The organism is Microbispora sp. KK1-11, from assembly GCF_006874435.1.
Taxonomy (GTDB): Bacteria; Actinomycetota; Actinomycetes; order Streptosporangiales; family Streptosporangiaceae; genus Microbispora; species Microbispora catharanthi.
In genome coordinates this window covers 63,296-79,031 of sequence record NZ_VIRJ01000037.1, presented here as the reverse complement: position 1 = coordinate 79,031, position 15,736 = coordinate 63,296, and the positions used below count along the sequence as shown (strand labels likewise).

Below are 15,736 nucleotides of genomic sequence, written 5' to 3'. Positions count from 1 at the left end.
GCTGGAGGCCAAACTAATTGGCCGGCCCAAGCAGTCGACGGCGACGCCCCGCCGGTGGGAGGCGCGGCGGGGCGTCGGTCTGAGGGAAGGGCGTCAGCCCTTGATGGCGCCGATGATGACGCCCTTGGTGAAGTGACGTTGCACGAACGGATAGATGACCAGGGCGGGCAGCACGGCGATGGCGACGATGGCCATCTTGATCGCAAGGGTCGGGGGCGCGACGTGGCCGAAGCCGTTCACGCCGACGGTGGCCGTCGGCAGCGGGTTGGAGTCCACGACGTACTGCCGCAGGATCAGCGCGAGCGGCCACTTGCGGGTGTCGTCGATGAACAGCATGGCGTTGAACCAGGCGTTCCAGTAGCCGACCGCGTAGAACAGGCCGATGACCGCCGTGACCGCCTTCGACAGCGGGAGCACGATCCGCCACAGGATGCGGAACTCCCCCGCGCCGTCGATGCGGGCGCTGTCGAGCAGCTCGCGCGGGATGTTCATGAAGAACGCGCGCAGCACGACGACGTTGAACGCCGACACGGCCGACGGCAGGATCAGCGACCAGTACGAGTCCTTCAGCCCGAGCGAGGCCACCATCAGGTAGGTCGGGATCAGGCCGGGGAAGAACACGAACATCAGCAGGACGCAGAACAGGATCGGCCGGTGGAACAGCGTCCCCGGCCGCGACAGCGCGTACGCCCCGAGGACGCTCACGCCGAGGCTGACCGCGGTGCCGGCGACGGTGACGCCGGTGCTGACCATCACGGCCCGGCTGACCACGCTGTCGGAGAAGATCTGGCGGTAGGCGTCGAACGTGATGCCGTCCGGCACCAGCACCAGGCCGCCGACCCGGTTCACCGTCTCGGCCGACGACAGGCTGGTCAGCACGATCGTGTAGAGCGGCAGCAGCACGGCGAGCATGATGAGCACCAGCGCGCCGCCCTTGCCGATCCGGCCCGCGGCCGATCCCGGCTCCTCCCAGGGCGCGAGCCCGGACACCTTCGTCTTGCTCATGATCGCGAATACACCCCCCGCTCGCCCAGGGCGTGCGCCACCCGGTTGGCCGCCAGGATGAGCGCGAGCCCGACCAGGCCCTTGAACAGGCCGGCCGCCGCGCCGTACCCGAAGTCGCCGGTGCGCAGCCCGGACCAGTAGACGAAGGTGTCGAAGACCTCCGACACCTTGCTGCCGACCGCCCCGCGCTGCAGCATGAACTGCTCGAAGCCGACGTTGAGCGCGTCGCCGAGCCGCAGGATCAGCAGCAGCACGATGACCGGCCGCAGCCCGGGCAGCGTGATGTGCCACATCCGGCGCCACCGGCGGGCCCCGTCGACGGCCGCGGCCTCGTACAGGTTGGGGTCGATCGTGCTGAGCGCGGCGAGGAACACGATCGTGCCCCAGCCGGCGTCCTTCCAGACCGTCTCCGCGGTCACGAGCAGGATGAACGTGTCGGAGTTCGTCATCCAGTCGATGCCCGCGTGCCCGTGGTCGCGCAGGATCTGCGCGATGAGGCCGGCGCCGCCGAACATCTGCTGGAAGATCGCGACCACCAGCACCCACGAGAAGAAGTGGGGCAGGTAGACGACGCCCTGGATGAAGGCCCGCAGCCGCCCGGAGACCACGCTGTTGAGCAGCAGCGCGAGCGCGATCGGCACCGGGAAGTAGAAGACGAGCTGGAACGCGGTGATGCCCAGCGTGTTCACCACCGCCCGGATGAACTGCGGGTCGCCGAACAGCTCGGCGAAGTTGGTGAAACCGATGATCGGGCTGCCCAGGATGCCGCCGGTGAACGGGTTGTAGTCCTGGAAGGCGATGACGTTTCCCAGCGCGGGGATCCACCAGAAGGCGGTGACCAGCACCAGCATCGGCGCGGCCATGACCAGCAGTGGCCAGTCCCGGCGCAGCCGCGCGGCGAAGGTGTCCCGCCGCCGGCCGACGGGCGGTCCGGCCTGGGTCGCCCCGGGCCGGACCTCCGTCACGCTCCTCGTGTCCGCGTCGGCACTCACAGCCGCCCGTTCTCCCTGGCGACCTTCATGTAGAACTCGCGGGCCTCGTTGCCGCCCTGCTCCCGCCAGTCCTTGAGGATCGTGGCCCACTCCGAGATCGGCCGCTTGCCGCGGAAGATCTCGTTCATCTTGTCCTCGGTCGGCTTGACCAGAGCGGCCATCTTGGACGGCACCTCGACCCGGATGCCGACGAACGGGTCGTTCTCCAGGTATCGCGAGGCCGTCTGCTCCCAGCCGTGGTAGGCCTCGACATAGCCGGGATACTGGTTCTCGGTGATCGCGCCGGGCCGTCCGGACAGGAACATGTACGTCGGGGCGAACTCCTTGCGGCCGAGCGCGGTCTGCTGGACCTGCCCGTCCTTCAGCGTGAAGTGCTTGCCCTCGACGCCGTTGCTGACCAGGTCGTACTCCTGCGTGCCGTACGGCGCGGAGCACCAGTTGGCGATGCCGATCAGCTCACGGGTGCGGGCGTCGCCGAGACCCTTCTTGATGAAGCAGAACATGCCGGCGGGCTCGTTGCGCCAGACGATGACCTTGCCGCCCGGATGGGCCGGGTAGGGATCCGCCGCCCGCACGTTGAACTTCGGGTTGCCGGGCAGGAACCGGCCCAACAGCTCGTGGATCGCGCCGATCCCGTCCTTGTACATGACGAGCTGCCCGCTGCCGAAGGGCTCCTTGTGGTCGGCGAACTGGTTGGCCACGACGTCCGGGTGGACGTATCCGGCGTCGAACAGCTTGGTGATGAGCTCGATGGACTGCTGCCACTCCGGCGTCTCGTATTTGTAGATCAGCGTGCCGTCGGGCTGCTTGCGCCACTCGCGCGGGGCGCCGAACGCCCGCTGGACCTCCTGGTCCATGCCGCCGAAGGCCCAGCGCTTCTTCTTCGGGTCGGTCAGCTCCTTGCCCAGCGTGAGCAGGTCGTCGGCGCTCTTGGGGTGGGACAGGCCGAGCTCGTCGAGGATGTCCTGGCGGACGATCGTGGCGAACGGGTAGGGCGCGTTCTGCCACGGGATGCCCTGGAGCACGCCGCCGAACACGCCGTACTCCCAGGCGGCGGTGTCGTAGTTGGCCAGCAGCGGGAACTCCTTGGCCTTGTCGCCCGCGAGATAGGGCGACAGGTCGGCGAAGAGCTTGTTGGCCGCCTCGGTGAAGTGGGCGATGGTGATCAGGTTCCAGCCCGGAATCTGGAGCATGTCGGGCACGTCGCCGCTGGCGAGGATGGTGTTCAGCTTGTCGACGTAGGTGTTGCCGTCGGAGATGTTGAACCGGACCACCCCGCCGAGCCGCTCGTTGACGGCGTCGTAGTAGGAGTTCTCGCCGAGGCCGGGAGGGACGGTGCCCCACAACGGGGTCATCACCTTCACCTCCGTGCCGCTGGTGATCGGCTTGGCGGTGACGGCCTGGACCATCGTGCCCGGCCTGGTCAGGAAGCCGGGTTCGACGAATTCGCTGCCCGGCAGGTCGGGCGTCAGGCCGGGCACCTGGAACGGCACGCGGGTGGGCACGAGGGCCTTGAGCTTGTCGGCGGCGACGGCGGTGCCCTTGGACACTTCCTTCTTGGCCGCGCAGCCGGTGAGGCCTGCGGCGGCGAGCGCGCCCGCGCCGACGATCCCGAGGAATCCGCGGCGGCTGGTCAGGGGGCCGCCGGGGGGTTGACTCATTGGTGCGATCCTTCCGGAACGGGTTTCATTTAGTTCGTCAATTGGCCAAACAAATTAACCCGTGAGCGGGACGGCGACAAGATTCCATGAAACGTTCATTCCGGGCGGCTGGATCGCTCGTACGAGCGATCCGCCGACCCCCGGCCTTCCTCTTCACCCAGCCCGGTCCCGGCCGCCCGCCCTGGACCGTCGCCGAGTATCTGCCGGTGCTCGGGGCCTCGATCCCTCTGCTGTGGCGGCGGCGCGCGCCCGTCACCCGTCGGCCTGGGGTTCCTTCCATGTTCGCCACCCGTGACCTCAAGCGCAGGGTGGTCGTCTCGGTGGGCTCGACCACCAAGGGCGACTCGGTCATGCTGCAGACCATCGGACTGGCCGCCTTCGCCTCCTGAGGGCTCCTGAGGGCGCCGTCCCCCGGACGTGAGGAGTGGCCGTGACCGGCGCGATGGCGATGGACGAGGCGGGCAACGAGCTGACCGCGTTCCACCGGGTGGCGGAGCGGGCGGTGTTCTCCGACGCCCCGACGCCGCTCGCGCTGGTCGCGGCCTGGCACCGGCACGCGCACCTGGACCGGTTGCTCCTGGTCTTCAACCGCTTCCGTGACTGCTGGGAGTTGCCGGGCGGCCTGATCGACCCCGGGGAGACGCCCCGCCAGGCGGCCGTACGGGAACTGCGCGAGGAGTCCGGGCTGCGGACGGAAGACCTTACCTTCGCCGGGTACGCCCGGTTCGTGCTGGGAGCCGGGCGGCGGGTGGAGTACGCCGCCGTGTACGCCCTCCGCGTCCCCGGACCGCATGGCGGGTTCGTGCCCAACGACGAGATCGCCGCGATCGGCTGGTGGGACGGCGCGACCCCGTTGCCGGGCCGGGTGCAGCAGCTGGACGTCCTCCTGGGCCGGCTGGCCCGGGAGGTCCTTTCCGATTGAGGATTGCGGCCAGGCCGAATAGGACCGGTCCAGAATTGACATGCGCCCGCAAACACGGTTGACATTGTCCGTAATGCAATGAATTGGCGGAGATAGCGCTGGTTTCAACTACTGGCCAGTACAATTTTTCCGCCCCGAACCATCGTTGACCTGCGCATACGCCGTAAATGTCGATGTCTGACGCCCAATATCTGATATTGCGGACGGATTTCCGGATGAGAATGACATAATGCGTGGGAGCGCTCCCGCGCTCCCGGCTGCATTCTCCGCAGCGCCATCCGGCACGCCTGCCCGAAGGGCACGTTGGAAGGAAGGTGCCGCGTCTTCATGACGGCATTCGGCAAAAGTCCTCCGTCCCGGCCGCATCTCGACGGAAATGTTCCGGCGGACGTCGTCCGCGCCGGCTCCCGCCCCTGGGCGCCCCACCTGTGGTGGATGGCCCTGGCCGTCGGGGCGCTCGGCTTCGCCTTCGTGTGGCTGGCCACGCCGCACGCCAGGGAGATCGGCTCGCCCTGGGAGCTGGTGGCCAAGCTGGTCGCGTTCGCCTGCCTGTGCGTGGCGATCGCGGTCTTCCCCTGGGTGTCGCCGCGGCTGAACTGGCTGCTCTACGTCCCGTTCGTCTTCTTCACCGGCTATCTCATCCCGCGGATCAGCTGGTTCTATTACGGCGACGGCGCGCGGGCCCAGGGCGACAGCTTCTACACGCACCTCTATCTGCTGCTCTATCCGGGCATCGTGCTCACGGTCGCCGCCGCGTACCGCATCGGCGGGGGCACCCCGGGACGCTGCCTGAAGATCATGCTGAGCGGGATCCTCATCGTGTTCTCGGGCTTCCTCGACCTCATGTGGTTCGTGGTCAACCCGGTCGACATCCCCGAGGTCATCGACGCGCCGCACATCAACCTGTTCACCGGGGGGCCGATCTCGTACGGCGCGACGATCGTGTTCGCGCTCGTACACGTCCCGATCATCGTCGGAGTCAACCTGCTTCCCCTCGACCGCTGGATCAGTCGCCTGCTGGGGGCGGGTGACCCGTGAGCGTCGCCGTGAACATCTCCGTGGCCGCACCCGCGTACAACGAGGCGGACACCATCGCGGCGGTGGTGGGCGAATGGCAGGACTACCTGGAGAACGCCCCGGCCGTGGGCGACTGGGAGATCGTCGTCTGCGACGACGGAAGCGGCGACGCGACCGGCGAGATCCTGGCCGGCCTGCGGGCCCGCTGCCCGCGGCTCGTCGTCGTCACGTTCGAGCGCAACCGGGGGGCGGGTGCGGCCATCGCCGCCGCGATCGCCCACACCCGGCTCGACTGGGTGGTGCTGCTCGATTCGGACGGTCAGTTCCCGATCGCCAACCTCGACCGCGTCCTGCCGCGCGTCCAGGCCGGGGAGGCCCTGGCGTTCTCCGGCGCCCGGATCAGGAAGGCCGACGGCGTGGCGTACCGGTGGGGGTCGGCGGCCAGCGGCGCGGTCAGCAACCTGCTCCACCGCACGCGCTACCGCGACTTCAACTCGATCTTCAAGGTGGTGCACGGCCCGCTCTTCCGGTCGCTGCCGCTGGAGTCAGCCGGGATGAACTGCTCGACCGAGATCACCGCGCGGGTCGCCGAGATGGGCCACGCGTGGGTGGAGGTCCCGATCGAGCACCGGGAGCGCGGCGGCGGCAGGCGCGGCTGGCGATACTGGCGCGGCGCCCGCGACCGGGCCCTGTTCGTCGCCTATCTCGGCTACCGCCACTGGCTGCTGCGCCGGGGCGTCCTGCGCCGGCCGGCCGCTCGTGAGGAGATCCGATGAACGTCGCGGTGACGATGTTCAGCGGCGGGCGCGGGGCGGCCGGCATCGCGAGGGGCATGCTGGGCGCCCCGGGCGTCGGCCTGTCGCTGGTCGTCAACGGCTACGACAACGGCCTGTCCACGGGCGCGCTGCGACGCTATCTGCCCGGGATGCTCGGGCCGTCGGACTTCCGCAAGAACCTCCTGCTCCACCTCGACCCCGCCGATCCGGCGCAGGCCGCGCCGGCGGCCGTACTCGAACACCGCCTGCCGGGCGGGACGACGCCCGCGGGGCTCACCGCCGTCATCGAGGCGATCGCCGCGCGGCGCGGCCCGTTCGCCGCGCTGCCGGAGGCGGCACGCGAGGCCGTCACGGCGGACCTGCGCGTGTTCGCCCGGCGGCTCGCCGCGTACCCGCACGGGCTCGACCTCGCCGACTGCGCGCTCGGCAACCTCGTGTTCGCCGGGGCCTACCTGCGGCTCGGCCGGGACTTCAACGCCGCCGTCGACGCCTGCGCGCGCACGTTCGGCTCGCCCGTACGGCTGCTCAACGTGACCAACGGGGAGAACGCCTTCCTGGCCGCGCTCAGGCGGGACGGCAGCCTGCTGGCCGACGAGGCCGACATCGTCGCGCCGCAGGGCCCCGGAGCCATCACCGACCTGTTCCTGCTGCGCGAGCCGCTCGGCGCGCGGCGGCGGGCCGAGCTGGAGGCGCTGCCGCCGGCATGGACCAGGGAGGTCCTGGGCCGTGAGCGCGCCAAGGTGACGCCGAGCCCTCGGGCGCTTGAGGCGATCCGCGACGCCGACCTCATCGTCTACGGCCCCGGCACCCCGCACTCCTCGCTCCTGCCCAGTTATCTCACGCCGGGCGTGGCCGACGCGATCGCGCGGAGCCGGGCGGCGGCCAAGGTGTTCGTCGTCAACACCCGGAGCGACCACGACATCCGGGGGCTGAGCGCGCCCGACCTGGTGGACCGCACGCTGGCCTACCTCGGCGACCCCCGCAACGGGCGGCGGCTGGTGACCCACGTGCTGAGCCACCGGCCCGCCCGTGCCGGTTCCGTGCCCGCGCCGGACGCCCCTGCGGTGCCTCACGGCGTGCTCGACCGGGGAGAGTGGGCGGGGGCCCGCTGGGTCACCGCCGACCTGGAACACCCCAGCCGCCCCGGCCTGCACGATGCGGAGCGCACGGCCGAGGCCCTGCTCGCGATCAGGGACGAGGCGGCCTTGGTGCGGGCGCGATGACGGCGCTCCTGGCGGAGGCGTGTGCCCGCCGCGTCTGGCTCTTCGACCTCGACGGCACCCTGGTGGACTCCTGCCCGGCCCACGAGGCGGCCTTCCTGCAGGCCATCGACGAGGTCGCGCCCGACCTGCTCGCGTCCTTCCGGTACGCCGACCACGCGGGCGCGAGCACCCGCGAGGTGGCGGTGCGCCTGCTGGGCGACACCGGGGACGCGGACCGGCTGGCCCGGTTGAAGCAGCGGCTGTACCGCGAGCGGGCCGCTGCGGTGGCCGTGTTCCCCGGCGCTCGGCGGCTGCTCGGCCGCCTCGTCGCCGGGGGCCGCGACGCCTACCTCGTCACCAGCGGTAGCAGGGCGTCGGTCGCGCGGGTGCTGGCGGCCTGCTCGCTGGGCGCGTACTTCCGTGGCGTGCTCACCAGCGACGACGTCCCGGCGAGCAAGCCCGACCCGGCCTTCTACGCGTACGCGTGCGAGCACTGGGGGCTCGATCCCGGCGCGGCCGTGGTGCTGGAGGACTCCGCGCACGGGGTGGCGTCGGCGGTCGGCGCGGGCCTGGCGACCCTGCACGTCCACGTCGCCGAGCCCGCTCCCGGCGCGGTGGCCGTGCGTGACCTGGAACAGATCGTGTCTCTCCTGTTCGCGGAGGTGGGCGGTGCCGGCTGAACGGTTGTGCGCGGTGATCCCGGCGGCCGGGCGGGGAACCCGCCTGGGCCTGGGCATCCCCAAGATCATGGTGGAGATCGCCGACGGCGTCACCGTGTGGCACGTGCTCCACCGGCGGCTGCGGCCGTACGTCGAGCACGTCCACGTCGTGATGTCCCCGGAGGGGGAGGGGCCGTTCCGCGCGCTGGCGGCAGAAGGGATCGCGGGCGGCGAGGTCTCGGTGAGCGTGCAGGACGAGCCCACCGGCATGGGCGGCGCGATCTTCGGCGCCGCGCCGCACTGGGAGGCCTACGGCGCGATCCTCGTGGTCTGGGGCGACCAGGCGGGCCTGTCCCCCGAGACGGTCAGCCGTGTCGTCCGGGCGCACGAAAAGGGGTTCACGCTCCCGCTGGTGCCGATGGCCGACCCGTACGTGGAGTACGAACTGGACGACGACGGGACGCTGGTGCGGGTGCGCCAGTCGCGGGAGGGCGACGAGTGCCGCCCCGGCGGGCTCAGCGACGTGGGCGTCTTCTGCCTGAGCACCGAAGGGCTCCGTGGGGAGTGGACGCGCTACCTGGGCGAGGCGGCCGCGGGCGCCCGCACCGGAGAGGTCAACTTCCTGCCGTTCCTGCCCCATCTGTCGGCCGAGCGGAACTGGCCGCTGACGGTGGTGCCGGTGACCGACCCCGACGAGGCGCGCGGCGTCAACACGGCCGAGGACCTCGAGTTCGCCCGGCGGGCACACCTGCGGTGGGCGCGCTGACGGACCGGGCGGCCGGGCTCCTGGCCGCCCACCGCTGGGCCGCCGGACCCACGCTGGTGAGCACCGTGGCCAGCGGCACGGCCGCCGCGACCACGCTCGTCATCGCACGGGGGGTGGGTGCCGCCGCGTTCGGCCACTTCACCGTCGTCCTGTCGATCGCGCTGATCGTCACCGTCGGCATGCTGACGAGCCTCAACTACGTCATGTTCCAGGAGTTGCCGCGGGCCGAGCCGGGTGCGCGGACCGCCCTGGTGACGACGGCGCTGCTGGCCACGCTCGTGCTGGGCGCGGTGGTGTTCGCCGCGGGTCTCGCGGCCGCCCCGCTGCTGACCGCCGCGCTCGGCGTGGACACCCGCACGCTCGCCTTCGCGCTGGCGCTGGCGCTGGCGATGACGCTCAACCAGCTCACCGAGAGCTTCCTGCGCGGGCTGAAGAGGTTCCGCCTCGTCGCCGGGCTCAAGCTCGCCGTCGCCGTCGTCTACCTGGGCGCCGCCGCGTGCTGCCTGCTGATTTTCGGGGTGCGGGACGCCGAGCCCTACCTGGTCGCGCTGATCGGCACCAACCTGGTCTTCGCCCTGGTCTCCGTCGCCGGGTTCGAGGTCGTGCCCCGGTCCTGGTCGTGGGCGCTGGCCCGCTCGCTCTACCGGCACGGCGCGTACGTCACCGCCATCGCCGCGCTCACGGCGGTGGTGTTCGGGGTGGACGTCATCTTCCTCAACCACTGGGCGCCCCGGGCCGACGTCGGCGTCTACTCCGTCTACAACGGCTTCCCCAAGCGGCTGCTCGGCGTGGTGTTCACCGACGGCGTCGGCCTGGTGCTGCTGCCCACGCTGGCGACGTCGGACAAGCCCGCCGTGATGCGGCGGATCGCCCGGCTCGCCCCGGCGGTGTTCGCGGCGACCGTCGTGTTCTCGTTCGCGGCGAGCACGGTGTTCTTCCTGCTCATGGGGGGCGAGTATCCGTACTCGCTGGGCCTGATGGCTTTGTCGGCGCTCGGGATCGGCGCGCACACGGTCTTCAACCTCCAGCAGGTCGCCCTGACCATGGACGGGGTGCGGGGGGCGAAGGTGCTCATCGCCTGCCTGCTGGCCGGGACGCCGCTCGCGCTCGCCTGCCAGGCGGCGCTCATCGCCTGGCAGGGGCTCGCCGGCGGGCTGGTGGCCTTCGCCCTGAGCAATCTCATCCTGGTGGCCGTCGTGACGGCCGTATCCGCCCGGCTCTACCGGCCGGCCGGCGCATTGGAGGTGCGCGGGTGAAGATCGCCCACGTCATCAACCAGTTCCCGCCCAACATCACGGCGGGGCTCGGCCGGTATGCCGAGCTGATCGCGCCGCATCTGGCGCGCGATCACGAGATGGCGGTCTTCACGGTGAACGACGGCCGCCTGCCCGTGTGGGAGCGGCTCGGCGGCGTCACCGTGTATCGGCCGCGCGGGCGCGTGCTCGGCGCGATCGCGCGCCGCAGGCGGCTCAACCGCACGCGTGGCCTGGAGTTCCTCCTGCTCGCGCTGACCGTCGTGGTGAGCAACTGGCGTTACTTCCTGCTCCTGCGGCGGCTGCGTCCCGGGCGGCGGCCCGATCTCGTCGCCGTGCACGACTCGACGAACTTCCTGTGCGGCCTGCTGTGCCACTACCTGCTGCGGCTCCCGGTCGTGTTCCACGTCCACACCACCGAGTACGGCGTCGCCCCGCAGCGCAGCATCACCGACCCGCTCAATCTCTTCGCCGCGCTGGAGCGGTGGCTGGCGCGGATCTCCCGGCGGGTGGTGGTCGCCACGCCGGAGGTGCGCGAGCAACTGCTGGAGGCGGGCTGGGACCGCTCGCCGATCGACGTCGTCCGCCTCGGCGGCACGTACGAGCGGGTGGTCGCCGACCCCGGGTTCGACCGCGACAAGCTGCGCCTCGGCGCGGCGGACCTGCGCGCCCGGCTCGGCATCGCCGAGAAGGACCCGGTCCTGCTGTTCGTCGGCCGCCTGGAACGGCAGAAGGGGATCTACCCGCTCCTCGATGCCATGCGCGACATCGCGCCCGCCGTGCCGGGGCTGCGTCTGGTGCTCGTGGGGGAGGGCGACGAGGCGGGCGTCGCGCGGATCGTCACCGAGACGGGGCTCGACGGCCGGGTGCTGACCTCCGGCGGTTTCGTGGACGGGCGGGCGCTGCTGGAGTACTACGCGATGGCCGACGCCTGCGTGTTCCCCTCGCTCTTCGAGCCGTTCGGGCTGGTGGCGACCGAGGCGATGGCCCTGGCCCGCCCGGTGATCCTGGGCGACGGCTTCTCCCGGATCTTCCTGGGCGACCCCGCGCGCCCCGCCGTACGGTTCGTGCGGGCGGCCGATCCCCGCGACATCGCCGACGGGGTGATCGAGGTCATGACCGATCCCGGGCTGCGCCGCGCCCTGGCCGAGAGGGGCGAGCGGCTGGTGCGGGAGACGCTGAGCTGGAGCCGCGCCGCCGAGGAGACGCTCGCCGTCTACGCGAGCGTGCTTTCCGCGGAGGGGACGAGGCGATGATCTCGCTGGTCGTGCCGTGCTACAACGCGGCCAGGACGCTGCGGCTGTGCCTGGAGTCTGTGCTGGCGCAGCTCCGAGTGCCCGGCGAGATCGTCGTGGTGGACGACGCGAGCACCGACGGCTCGGCGGAGATCGCCGAGGAGCTGGGCTGCCGGGTCGTGCGCCTGCCGGAGAACCGGGGCGTGTCCGCCGCCAGGAACGCCGGGATCGACGCCACCACGGGCGATGTCGTCTTCTTCCTCGACGCCGACGTGGCGCTGCGGCCCGACGCCGTCGCGAACGCGATGGAGATCCTGGAGCACGATCCCGAGGTCGGCTGCGTCCACGGGGTCTACGACACCGTGCCGCTGATCGACGACGGGCCGGTCGAGTGGTATCGCATCCTCCACGCGGTGCACTGGCGCCGCCGCCACCTGGGGGAGGTCAACAGCGTCGTGTTCGCCCTCGCCGCCGTCCGCCGCGACGTGCTGCTCGCCGTGGGCAGGCTCGACGAGCGGCTGCGCGACTGCGAGGACGTCGAATACAGCAGCAGGCTCGCCGTACGCAGCCGCATCGTGCTGACGGACACGGTCGTGGGCCGTCACGACGACGGCAGCCGCCTGCTGCCGATCCTGTCCGAGCAGTGGCGGCGTGCCCTGCCGCTGATCCCGCTCGCGCTGACCACCACCCGGCGCGGCGCGGCCAAGCCGGAGCACGCCAACAGCCCGGCCGGCATCCTGTCCTGCGGGCTCGCCCTGGCCGGCCTGGGGCTGGTGGTGCTGAGCCTGCCGTTCGGGCTGTTCCACCCCCTTCTGCTCGCCGTCCCCGCCGTGTTCGTCGCCGGGTTCGTCCTCGCCGATCCGGAGCTGGTCGGGTTCGTCCGCCGGCAGCGGGGGCCGGTCTTCGCCGCCTACTTCATGGCCGTGCACCTGGTCGTCCACGTGGTGCTCGTCACCGGTCTGGCGGTCGGCTCGCTGCGCCTGCTGACCGGCCCGCGGGACAGCCGCGCCGAGCCCGCGTGAGGAGCCGCGTGAGACGTCAGGCGCAGCCGACGCGCTGGGTGCTCAGAGCGATGTCGTCCACCCAGAGGTCGTACGCCGCGGGGGACGGGTTCTGCTGGTAGAGCTGCCAGCCGATCTTGACGGTGTCGAAGCGGGGGAACACGAAGTCGACGTCGTTGCCGCCGTGGCCGCGGGTGGACACGGTGAGGTCGGGCTTGGGCACGCCGTCGAACCAGAGCGAGATCGTGTTGTCGGCGGGATCCATCCGCCACTCGACGCACTGCCAGACGTCCGCCCGCGACGGGGCCGACTCGCGCCAGTTGGTCCAGTCGCCGGTCGGGCCGCCGTCCGCGCCGACGCCCCACAGGTCTTTGCCCAGCGTGGGGACGTACTGGCCGCCGAGCGGCCGGACGATCTCCGGACCCGTGCCGGTGGCCTCGACCAGCGTGTAGTGGGCCCAGTCGGGGGCGGTGGGGAACGCCTTGACGCGCAGCCGCAGGCGGCCGTAGAAGCCGTTGCCGGGCGGGGCGAAGTCGTCCACCTTGAGGAACGCCCGGCCGTTGCCCTCGGTGTGGACGTGCAGCATCTTCTGCCCGCGGGCGCCGCGCTCCACCGTCAGCGTGCCGTGCTTGGTGTCGACGCCCCAGTTGAGGCTCGCCGCGCCGCCGACCGGCAGCGACTGGAAGTCCTCGCAGAACAGCGTGCCGCCCTTCGCGCAGGTCCCCGGCCCGTGCGGCGCGGGCGTCGACGCTGACGCGGAGGCGGCCGGCGCGGCCGTCAGCGGCAGCAGCAGGGCCAGGCAGGACGACACCACGGGTAACAGTCGTCGCACGACGCGCTCCTTTTCCCGATGACAGCGGCAGAAGTAAGGTACGTCATTTGGGAGCGCTCCCATAGATATGCGTGGAAGATCGATGAAAGGGAGGGATCGCGCGGATAATCTACGCGTGAAACGACCTTCCCGGCGATTATTTCTCCAGCTCGGCGGGCTCGCCGCGCTGGCCGTGGCCTGTGCTCCCCGCGAGAAGGCCGACGCCGGAACGTTCGTCCTGCTGCGCCGCCGATGGCGGGAGGTCACGCTCGGTTACCCGGGCACGTTCGACCCGGAGCGGGAGCCGTACCGGACCCGGCTGGCGCGGCTGGGCGCGCAGGCCGCCCGCCACCGCGACGCGATGACGCCCACGCGCCGGTCGCTCTGGCCCGACCTGCCCTTCCCCTCTCTCGACGCCACACCGGCCCGGCTGCGGGCGATGGGCCGGGCGTACGCGCTGCCGGGCACCGGGCTGACCGCCGAGCCGGGCCTCGGCACGGCGGTCGCCGAGGGCATCGAGCACTACGTGCGGCACGTGTACGCCGCGGACGCCGAGCAGACCGGCAACTGGTGGGACTGGCAGATCGGGACGCCGAGGGCGCTGCTCGACGCGGCCGTGCTGGCCGCCCCGCACCTGAAGGACACCCAGGTCTCGGCGCTGTGCGAGGCGGTGGACACCTTCGTCCCGGAGAGCCGCCTGGACGACTACGCGGGCAACAGCACCGGGGCGAACCGGGTCGATCTGTGCACGGTGACGCTGCTGCGGGCGATCGCCGGCGCCGACCCCGATCGTGCCGCGCTCGCGGCCTCCGCGCTCTCCCCGGTGTTCCCCTACGTCACCGAGGGCGACGGCTTCTACCGCGACGGCTCGTTCATCCAGCACGGTTCGGTCCCCTACCAGGGCGGGTACGGCGCGGTGCTGCTGACCGGCCTCGCGACACTGTTCGCCGTGCTGCGCGGCACACCGTGGGAGATCGTCGACCCGGCGGCGCGCACCGTCCTCGACGCGGTGGACAGGGCGTTCGCGCCCTTCGTCCATGACGGCGCCTGCATGGACCTCGTGCGCGGACGGGGCATCGACAGGCGGCCGTACGGCGACCACAGGAGGGGCAGGGAGATCGCCGCGGCGGTCCTGCTGCTGGCCGAGACCGCCCCGGACCAGGAGCGGGCCCGCTGGCGGGCCATGGTCAAGGGCTGGGCCGTGCGCGACACCGCGAAGCCGATGCTGAGGGCGGCCGAGGCGGCGGCCGAGGCAGGCGACCTGGCGTTCCACGCGCGCCTGTCGGCCGTGCTGCGCGACGCGACCGTCCCGGCCGCCGCCGAGCCCACCGGGCATCGCCTGTTCCCGATGAGCGCCCGCGCCGTGCACCGCAGGCCCGGCTGGTGCGCGGCGGTCAGCATGGCCTCCTCCCGCGTCGCCCACTACGAGTACGGCAACGGCGAGAACCTGCGCGGCTGGCACACCGGCTCAGGGATGCTCTACTGGTGGGCGCGCGGACACGGCGACCACTACTCGGACGCCTTCTGGCCCACCGTGGATCCCTACCGGCTGCCCGGCACGACGGTCTCCACCCGGCGGCTGCCCGACGGCGCGGGCGGCGAGTGGGGCGACACCCGCACGCCGGCCGAGTGGGTGGGCGGCGCGACCGACGGCGTGTACGCCACCGTGGGCCAGCACCTCTACGGCCTGGAGAGCACGCTGGAGGCGTTCACGTCGTGGTTCTTCCTCGACGACGCCGTGGTCTGCCTCGGCGCCGGCATCACCTGCCGCGACGGCGTGCCGGTCGAGACCGTCGTGGACAACCGCAGGACCGGCGCCCGGCTCACCGCGGACACCGGATGGGCTCATCTGGACGGCCACGGCGGTTACGTCGTGCCCGCCGGGCAGCCGCTGCGCACGCTGCGCGAGGACCGCACGGCCGCCGGGGTCACCCGGCCCTACACGACACTGTGGCTGGACCACGGAGTGGACCCGGACGGGGCCGGTTACGTCTACCACCTCATGCCGGGGGCGGGCCCGGCGGAGACCGCCGCCCGCGCCGCCGATCCCGGCTGGGCCCGGGTGCTCGCCAACACCTCCGCGCAGCAGGGGATCGAGGTCCCGTCGCTGGGCGTCACCGCGGTCAACTTCTGGACGGGCGGACGGGCCGGGGGACGGGCGGGCGGCCTGACGGCCTCCGATCCGTGCGCGGTCCTCGTGCGCGACCTCGGCTACGGCACGGCCACGGTGACGGTGGCCGACCCCCGGCGCGCCCTCGACGGGCTGACGGTGACGTGGGACCGCCCGGTGGCCGGGGTCACGCGCGGCCACCCGCTCCTGCGCCGCGTGGAGACCGGCGCCCGGCTCACGCTCACGTTCGGCGGGCCGGCCGGTGAGGAGGGCGCCTCCTGCACGGTGACCGTGCGGTCCGGCGCTTCGACAGCCTGAGCGGAGCC

General features: G+C 71.9%; 15 protein-coding genes. 11 read left to right on the top strand and 4 right to left on the bottom strand.

What is annotated here, in order from left to right; translation table 11 throughout:
- Window positions 1–93: 93 nt before the first annotated feature.
- Genes FLW16_RS36965 through FLW16_RS36955 form a run of 3 tightly spaced genes read right to left on the bottom strand, consistent with a single transcriptional unit; the run spans window position 94 to window position 3,658 of the window.
- Window positions 94–1,005, bottom strand: a complete 912-nt coding sequence (locus FLW16_RS36965) for a carbohydrate ABC transporter permease (protein WP_142565420.1) — start codon at window positions 1,003–1,005, stop codon at window positions 94–96.
- A complete protein-coding gene (locus tag FLW16_RS36960; RefSeq protein WP_396686954.1) occupies window positions 1,002–1,997 on the bottom strand; it encodes an ABC transporter permease in 996 nt (331 codons plus the stop codon). Before FLW16_RS36960 ends, FLW16_RS36965 begins: the two co-directional genes overlap by 4 nt.
- Window positions 1,994–3,658, bottom strand: coding sequence for an extracellular solute-binding protein (locus FLW16_RS36955; protein ID WP_142565418.1), 1,665 nt, complete (start codon window positions 3,656–3,658; stop codon window positions 1,994–1,996). The genes FLW16_RS36960 and FLW16_RS36955 overlap by 4 nt, the downstream gene beginning before the upstream one ends.
- A gap of 86 nt (window positions 3,659–3,744) precedes the next feature.
- Between FLW16_RS36955 and FLW16_RS36950 the strand changes: the two genes are divergently transcribed.
- The 10 genes from FLW16_RS36950 to FLW16_RS36905 all read left to right on the top strand — a co-directional run bounded on the left by FLW16_RS36950 (window position 3,745) and on the right by FLW16_RS36905 (window position 12,510).
- Window positions 3,745–4,047 carry a hypothetical protein gene (locus tag FLW16_RS36950; RefSeq protein ID WP_142565416.1) on the top strand — a complete coding sequence of 101 codons (303 nt, stop codon included), beginning with the start codon at window positions 3,745–3,747 and terminating at the stop codon, window positions 4,045–4,047.
- Between the two features lie 41 nt (window positions 4,048–4,088).
- On the top strand, window positions 4,089–4,580 hold the full coding sequence (locus FLW16_RS36945) for an NUDIX hydrolase (RefSeq protein WP_221891468.1): 492 nt from the start codon (window positions 4,089–4,091) through the stop codon (window positions 4,578–4,580).
- A gap of 327 nt (window positions 4,581–4,907) precedes the next feature.
- The gene (locus FLW16_RS36940) at window positions 4,908–5,618 is read left to right on the top strand and encodes a hypothetical protein (protein WP_260616000.1); all 711 of its coding nucleotides are present in this window, start codon (window positions 4,908–4,910) and stop codon (window positions 5,616–5,618) included.
- Window positions 5,615–6,373 (top strand): glycosyltransferase family 2 protein, encoded by a 759-nt coding sequence (locus tag FLW16_RS36935; protein ID WP_142565414.1) that lies wholly within the window; start codon window positions 5,615–5,617, stop codon window positions 6,371–6,373. The genes FLW16_RS36940 and FLW16_RS36935 overlap by 4 nt, the downstream gene beginning before the upstream one ends.
- On the top strand, window positions 6,370–7,596 hold the full coding sequence (locus tag FLW16_RS36930) for a 2-phospho-L-lactate transferase CofD family protein (protein ID WP_142565412.1): 1,227 nt from the start codon (window positions 6,370–6,372) through the stop codon (window positions 7,594–7,596). The genes FLW16_RS36935 and FLW16_RS36930 overlap by 4 nt, the downstream gene beginning before the upstream one ends.
- Window positions 7,593–8,255 carry an HAD family phosphatase gene (locus FLW16_RS36925; RefSeq protein WP_142565410.1) on the top strand — a complete coding sequence of 221 codons (663 nt, stop codon included), beginning with the start codon at window positions 7,593–7,595 and terminating at the stop codon, window positions 8,253–8,255. Before FLW16_RS36930 ends, FLW16_RS36925 begins: the two co-directional genes overlap by 4 nt.
- A complete protein-coding gene (locus FLW16_RS36920; RefSeq protein ID WP_260615999.1) occupies window positions 8,245–9,000 on the top strand; it encodes an NTP transferase domain-containing protein in 756 nt (251 codons plus the stop codon). Before FLW16_RS36925 ends, FLW16_RS36920 begins: the two co-directional genes overlap by 11 nt.
- Window positions 8,988–10,256, top strand: a complete 1,269-nt coding sequence (locus FLW16_RS36915; RefSeq protein WP_142565408.1) for a lipopolysaccharide biosynthesis protein — start codon at window positions 8,988–8,990, stop codon at window positions 10,254–10,256. The genes FLW16_RS36920 and FLW16_RS36915 overlap by 13 nt, the downstream gene beginning before the upstream one ends.
- Window positions 10,253–11,509 carry a glycosyltransferase family 4 protein gene (locus FLW16_RS36910; RefSeq protein WP_142565406.1) on the top strand — a complete coding sequence of 419 codons (1,257 nt, stop codon included), beginning with the start codon at window positions 10,253–10,255 and terminating at the stop codon, window positions 11,507–11,509. The genes FLW16_RS36915 and FLW16_RS36910 overlap by 4 nt, the downstream gene beginning before the upstream one ends.
- Entirely contained in the window at window positions 11,506–12,510 is a 1,005-nt protein-coding gene (locus FLW16_RS36905; protein WP_185949756.1) for a glycosyltransferase family 2 protein, read from the top strand. The genes FLW16_RS36910 and FLW16_RS36905 overlap by 4 nt, the downstream gene beginning before the upstream one ends.
- A 16-nt stretch (window positions 12,511–12,526) precedes the next feature.
- Here FLW16_RS36905 and FLW16_RS36900 read toward each other — a convergent pair whose 3' ends face one another.
- Window positions 12,527–13,321, bottom strand: a complete 795-nt coding sequence (locus FLW16_RS36900; protein WP_142565404.1) for a hypothetical protein — start codon at window positions 13,319–13,321, stop codon at window positions 12,527–12,529.
- A 115-nt stretch (window positions 13,322–13,436) separates the two neighbouring features.
- Here FLW16_RS36900 and FLW16_RS36895 point away from each other — a divergent pair, with 115 nt between their 5' ends.
- Window positions 13,437–15,728, top strand: coding sequence for a polysaccharide lyase 8 family protein (locus tag FLW16_RS36895; RefSeq protein ID WP_221891467.1), 2,292 nt, complete (start codon window positions 13,437–13,439; stop codon window positions 15,726–15,728).
- Window positions 15,729–15,736 lie beyond the last annotated feature (8 nt).

Excerpts from the sequence above, each read along its gene's own strand:
- FLW16_RS36930 (WP_142565412.1), top strand. The coding sequence starts at position 6,370 with ATGAACGTCGCGGTGACGATGTTCAGCGGCGGGCGCGGGGCGGCCGGC.
- FLW16_RS36940 (WP_260616000.1), top strand. The coding sequence starts at position 4,908 with ATGACGGCATTCGGCAAAAGTCCTCCGTCCCGGCCGCATCTCGACGGA.
- FLW16_RS36955 (WP_142565418.1), bottom strand. The coding sequence starts at position 3,658 with ATGAGTCAACCCCCCGGCGGCCCCCTGACCAGCCGCCGCGGATTCCTC.
- FLW16_RS36965 (WP_142565420.1), bottom strand. The coding sequence starts at position 1,005 with ATGAGCAAGACGAAGGTGTCCGGGCTCGCGCCCTGGGAGGAGCCGGGA.
- FLW16_RS36925 (WP_142565410.1), top strand. The coding sequence starts at position 7,593 with ATGACGGCGCTCCTGGCGGAGGCGTGTGCCCGCCGCGTCTGGCTCTTC.
- FLW16_RS36950 (WP_142565416.1), top strand. The coding sequence starts at position 3,745 with ATGAAACGTTCATTCCGGGCGGCTGGATCGCTCGTACGAGCGATCCGC.
- FLW16_RS36905 (WP_185949756.1), top strand. The coding sequence starts at position 11,506 with ATGATCTCGCTGGTCGTGCCGTGCTACAACGCGGCCAGGACGCTGCGG.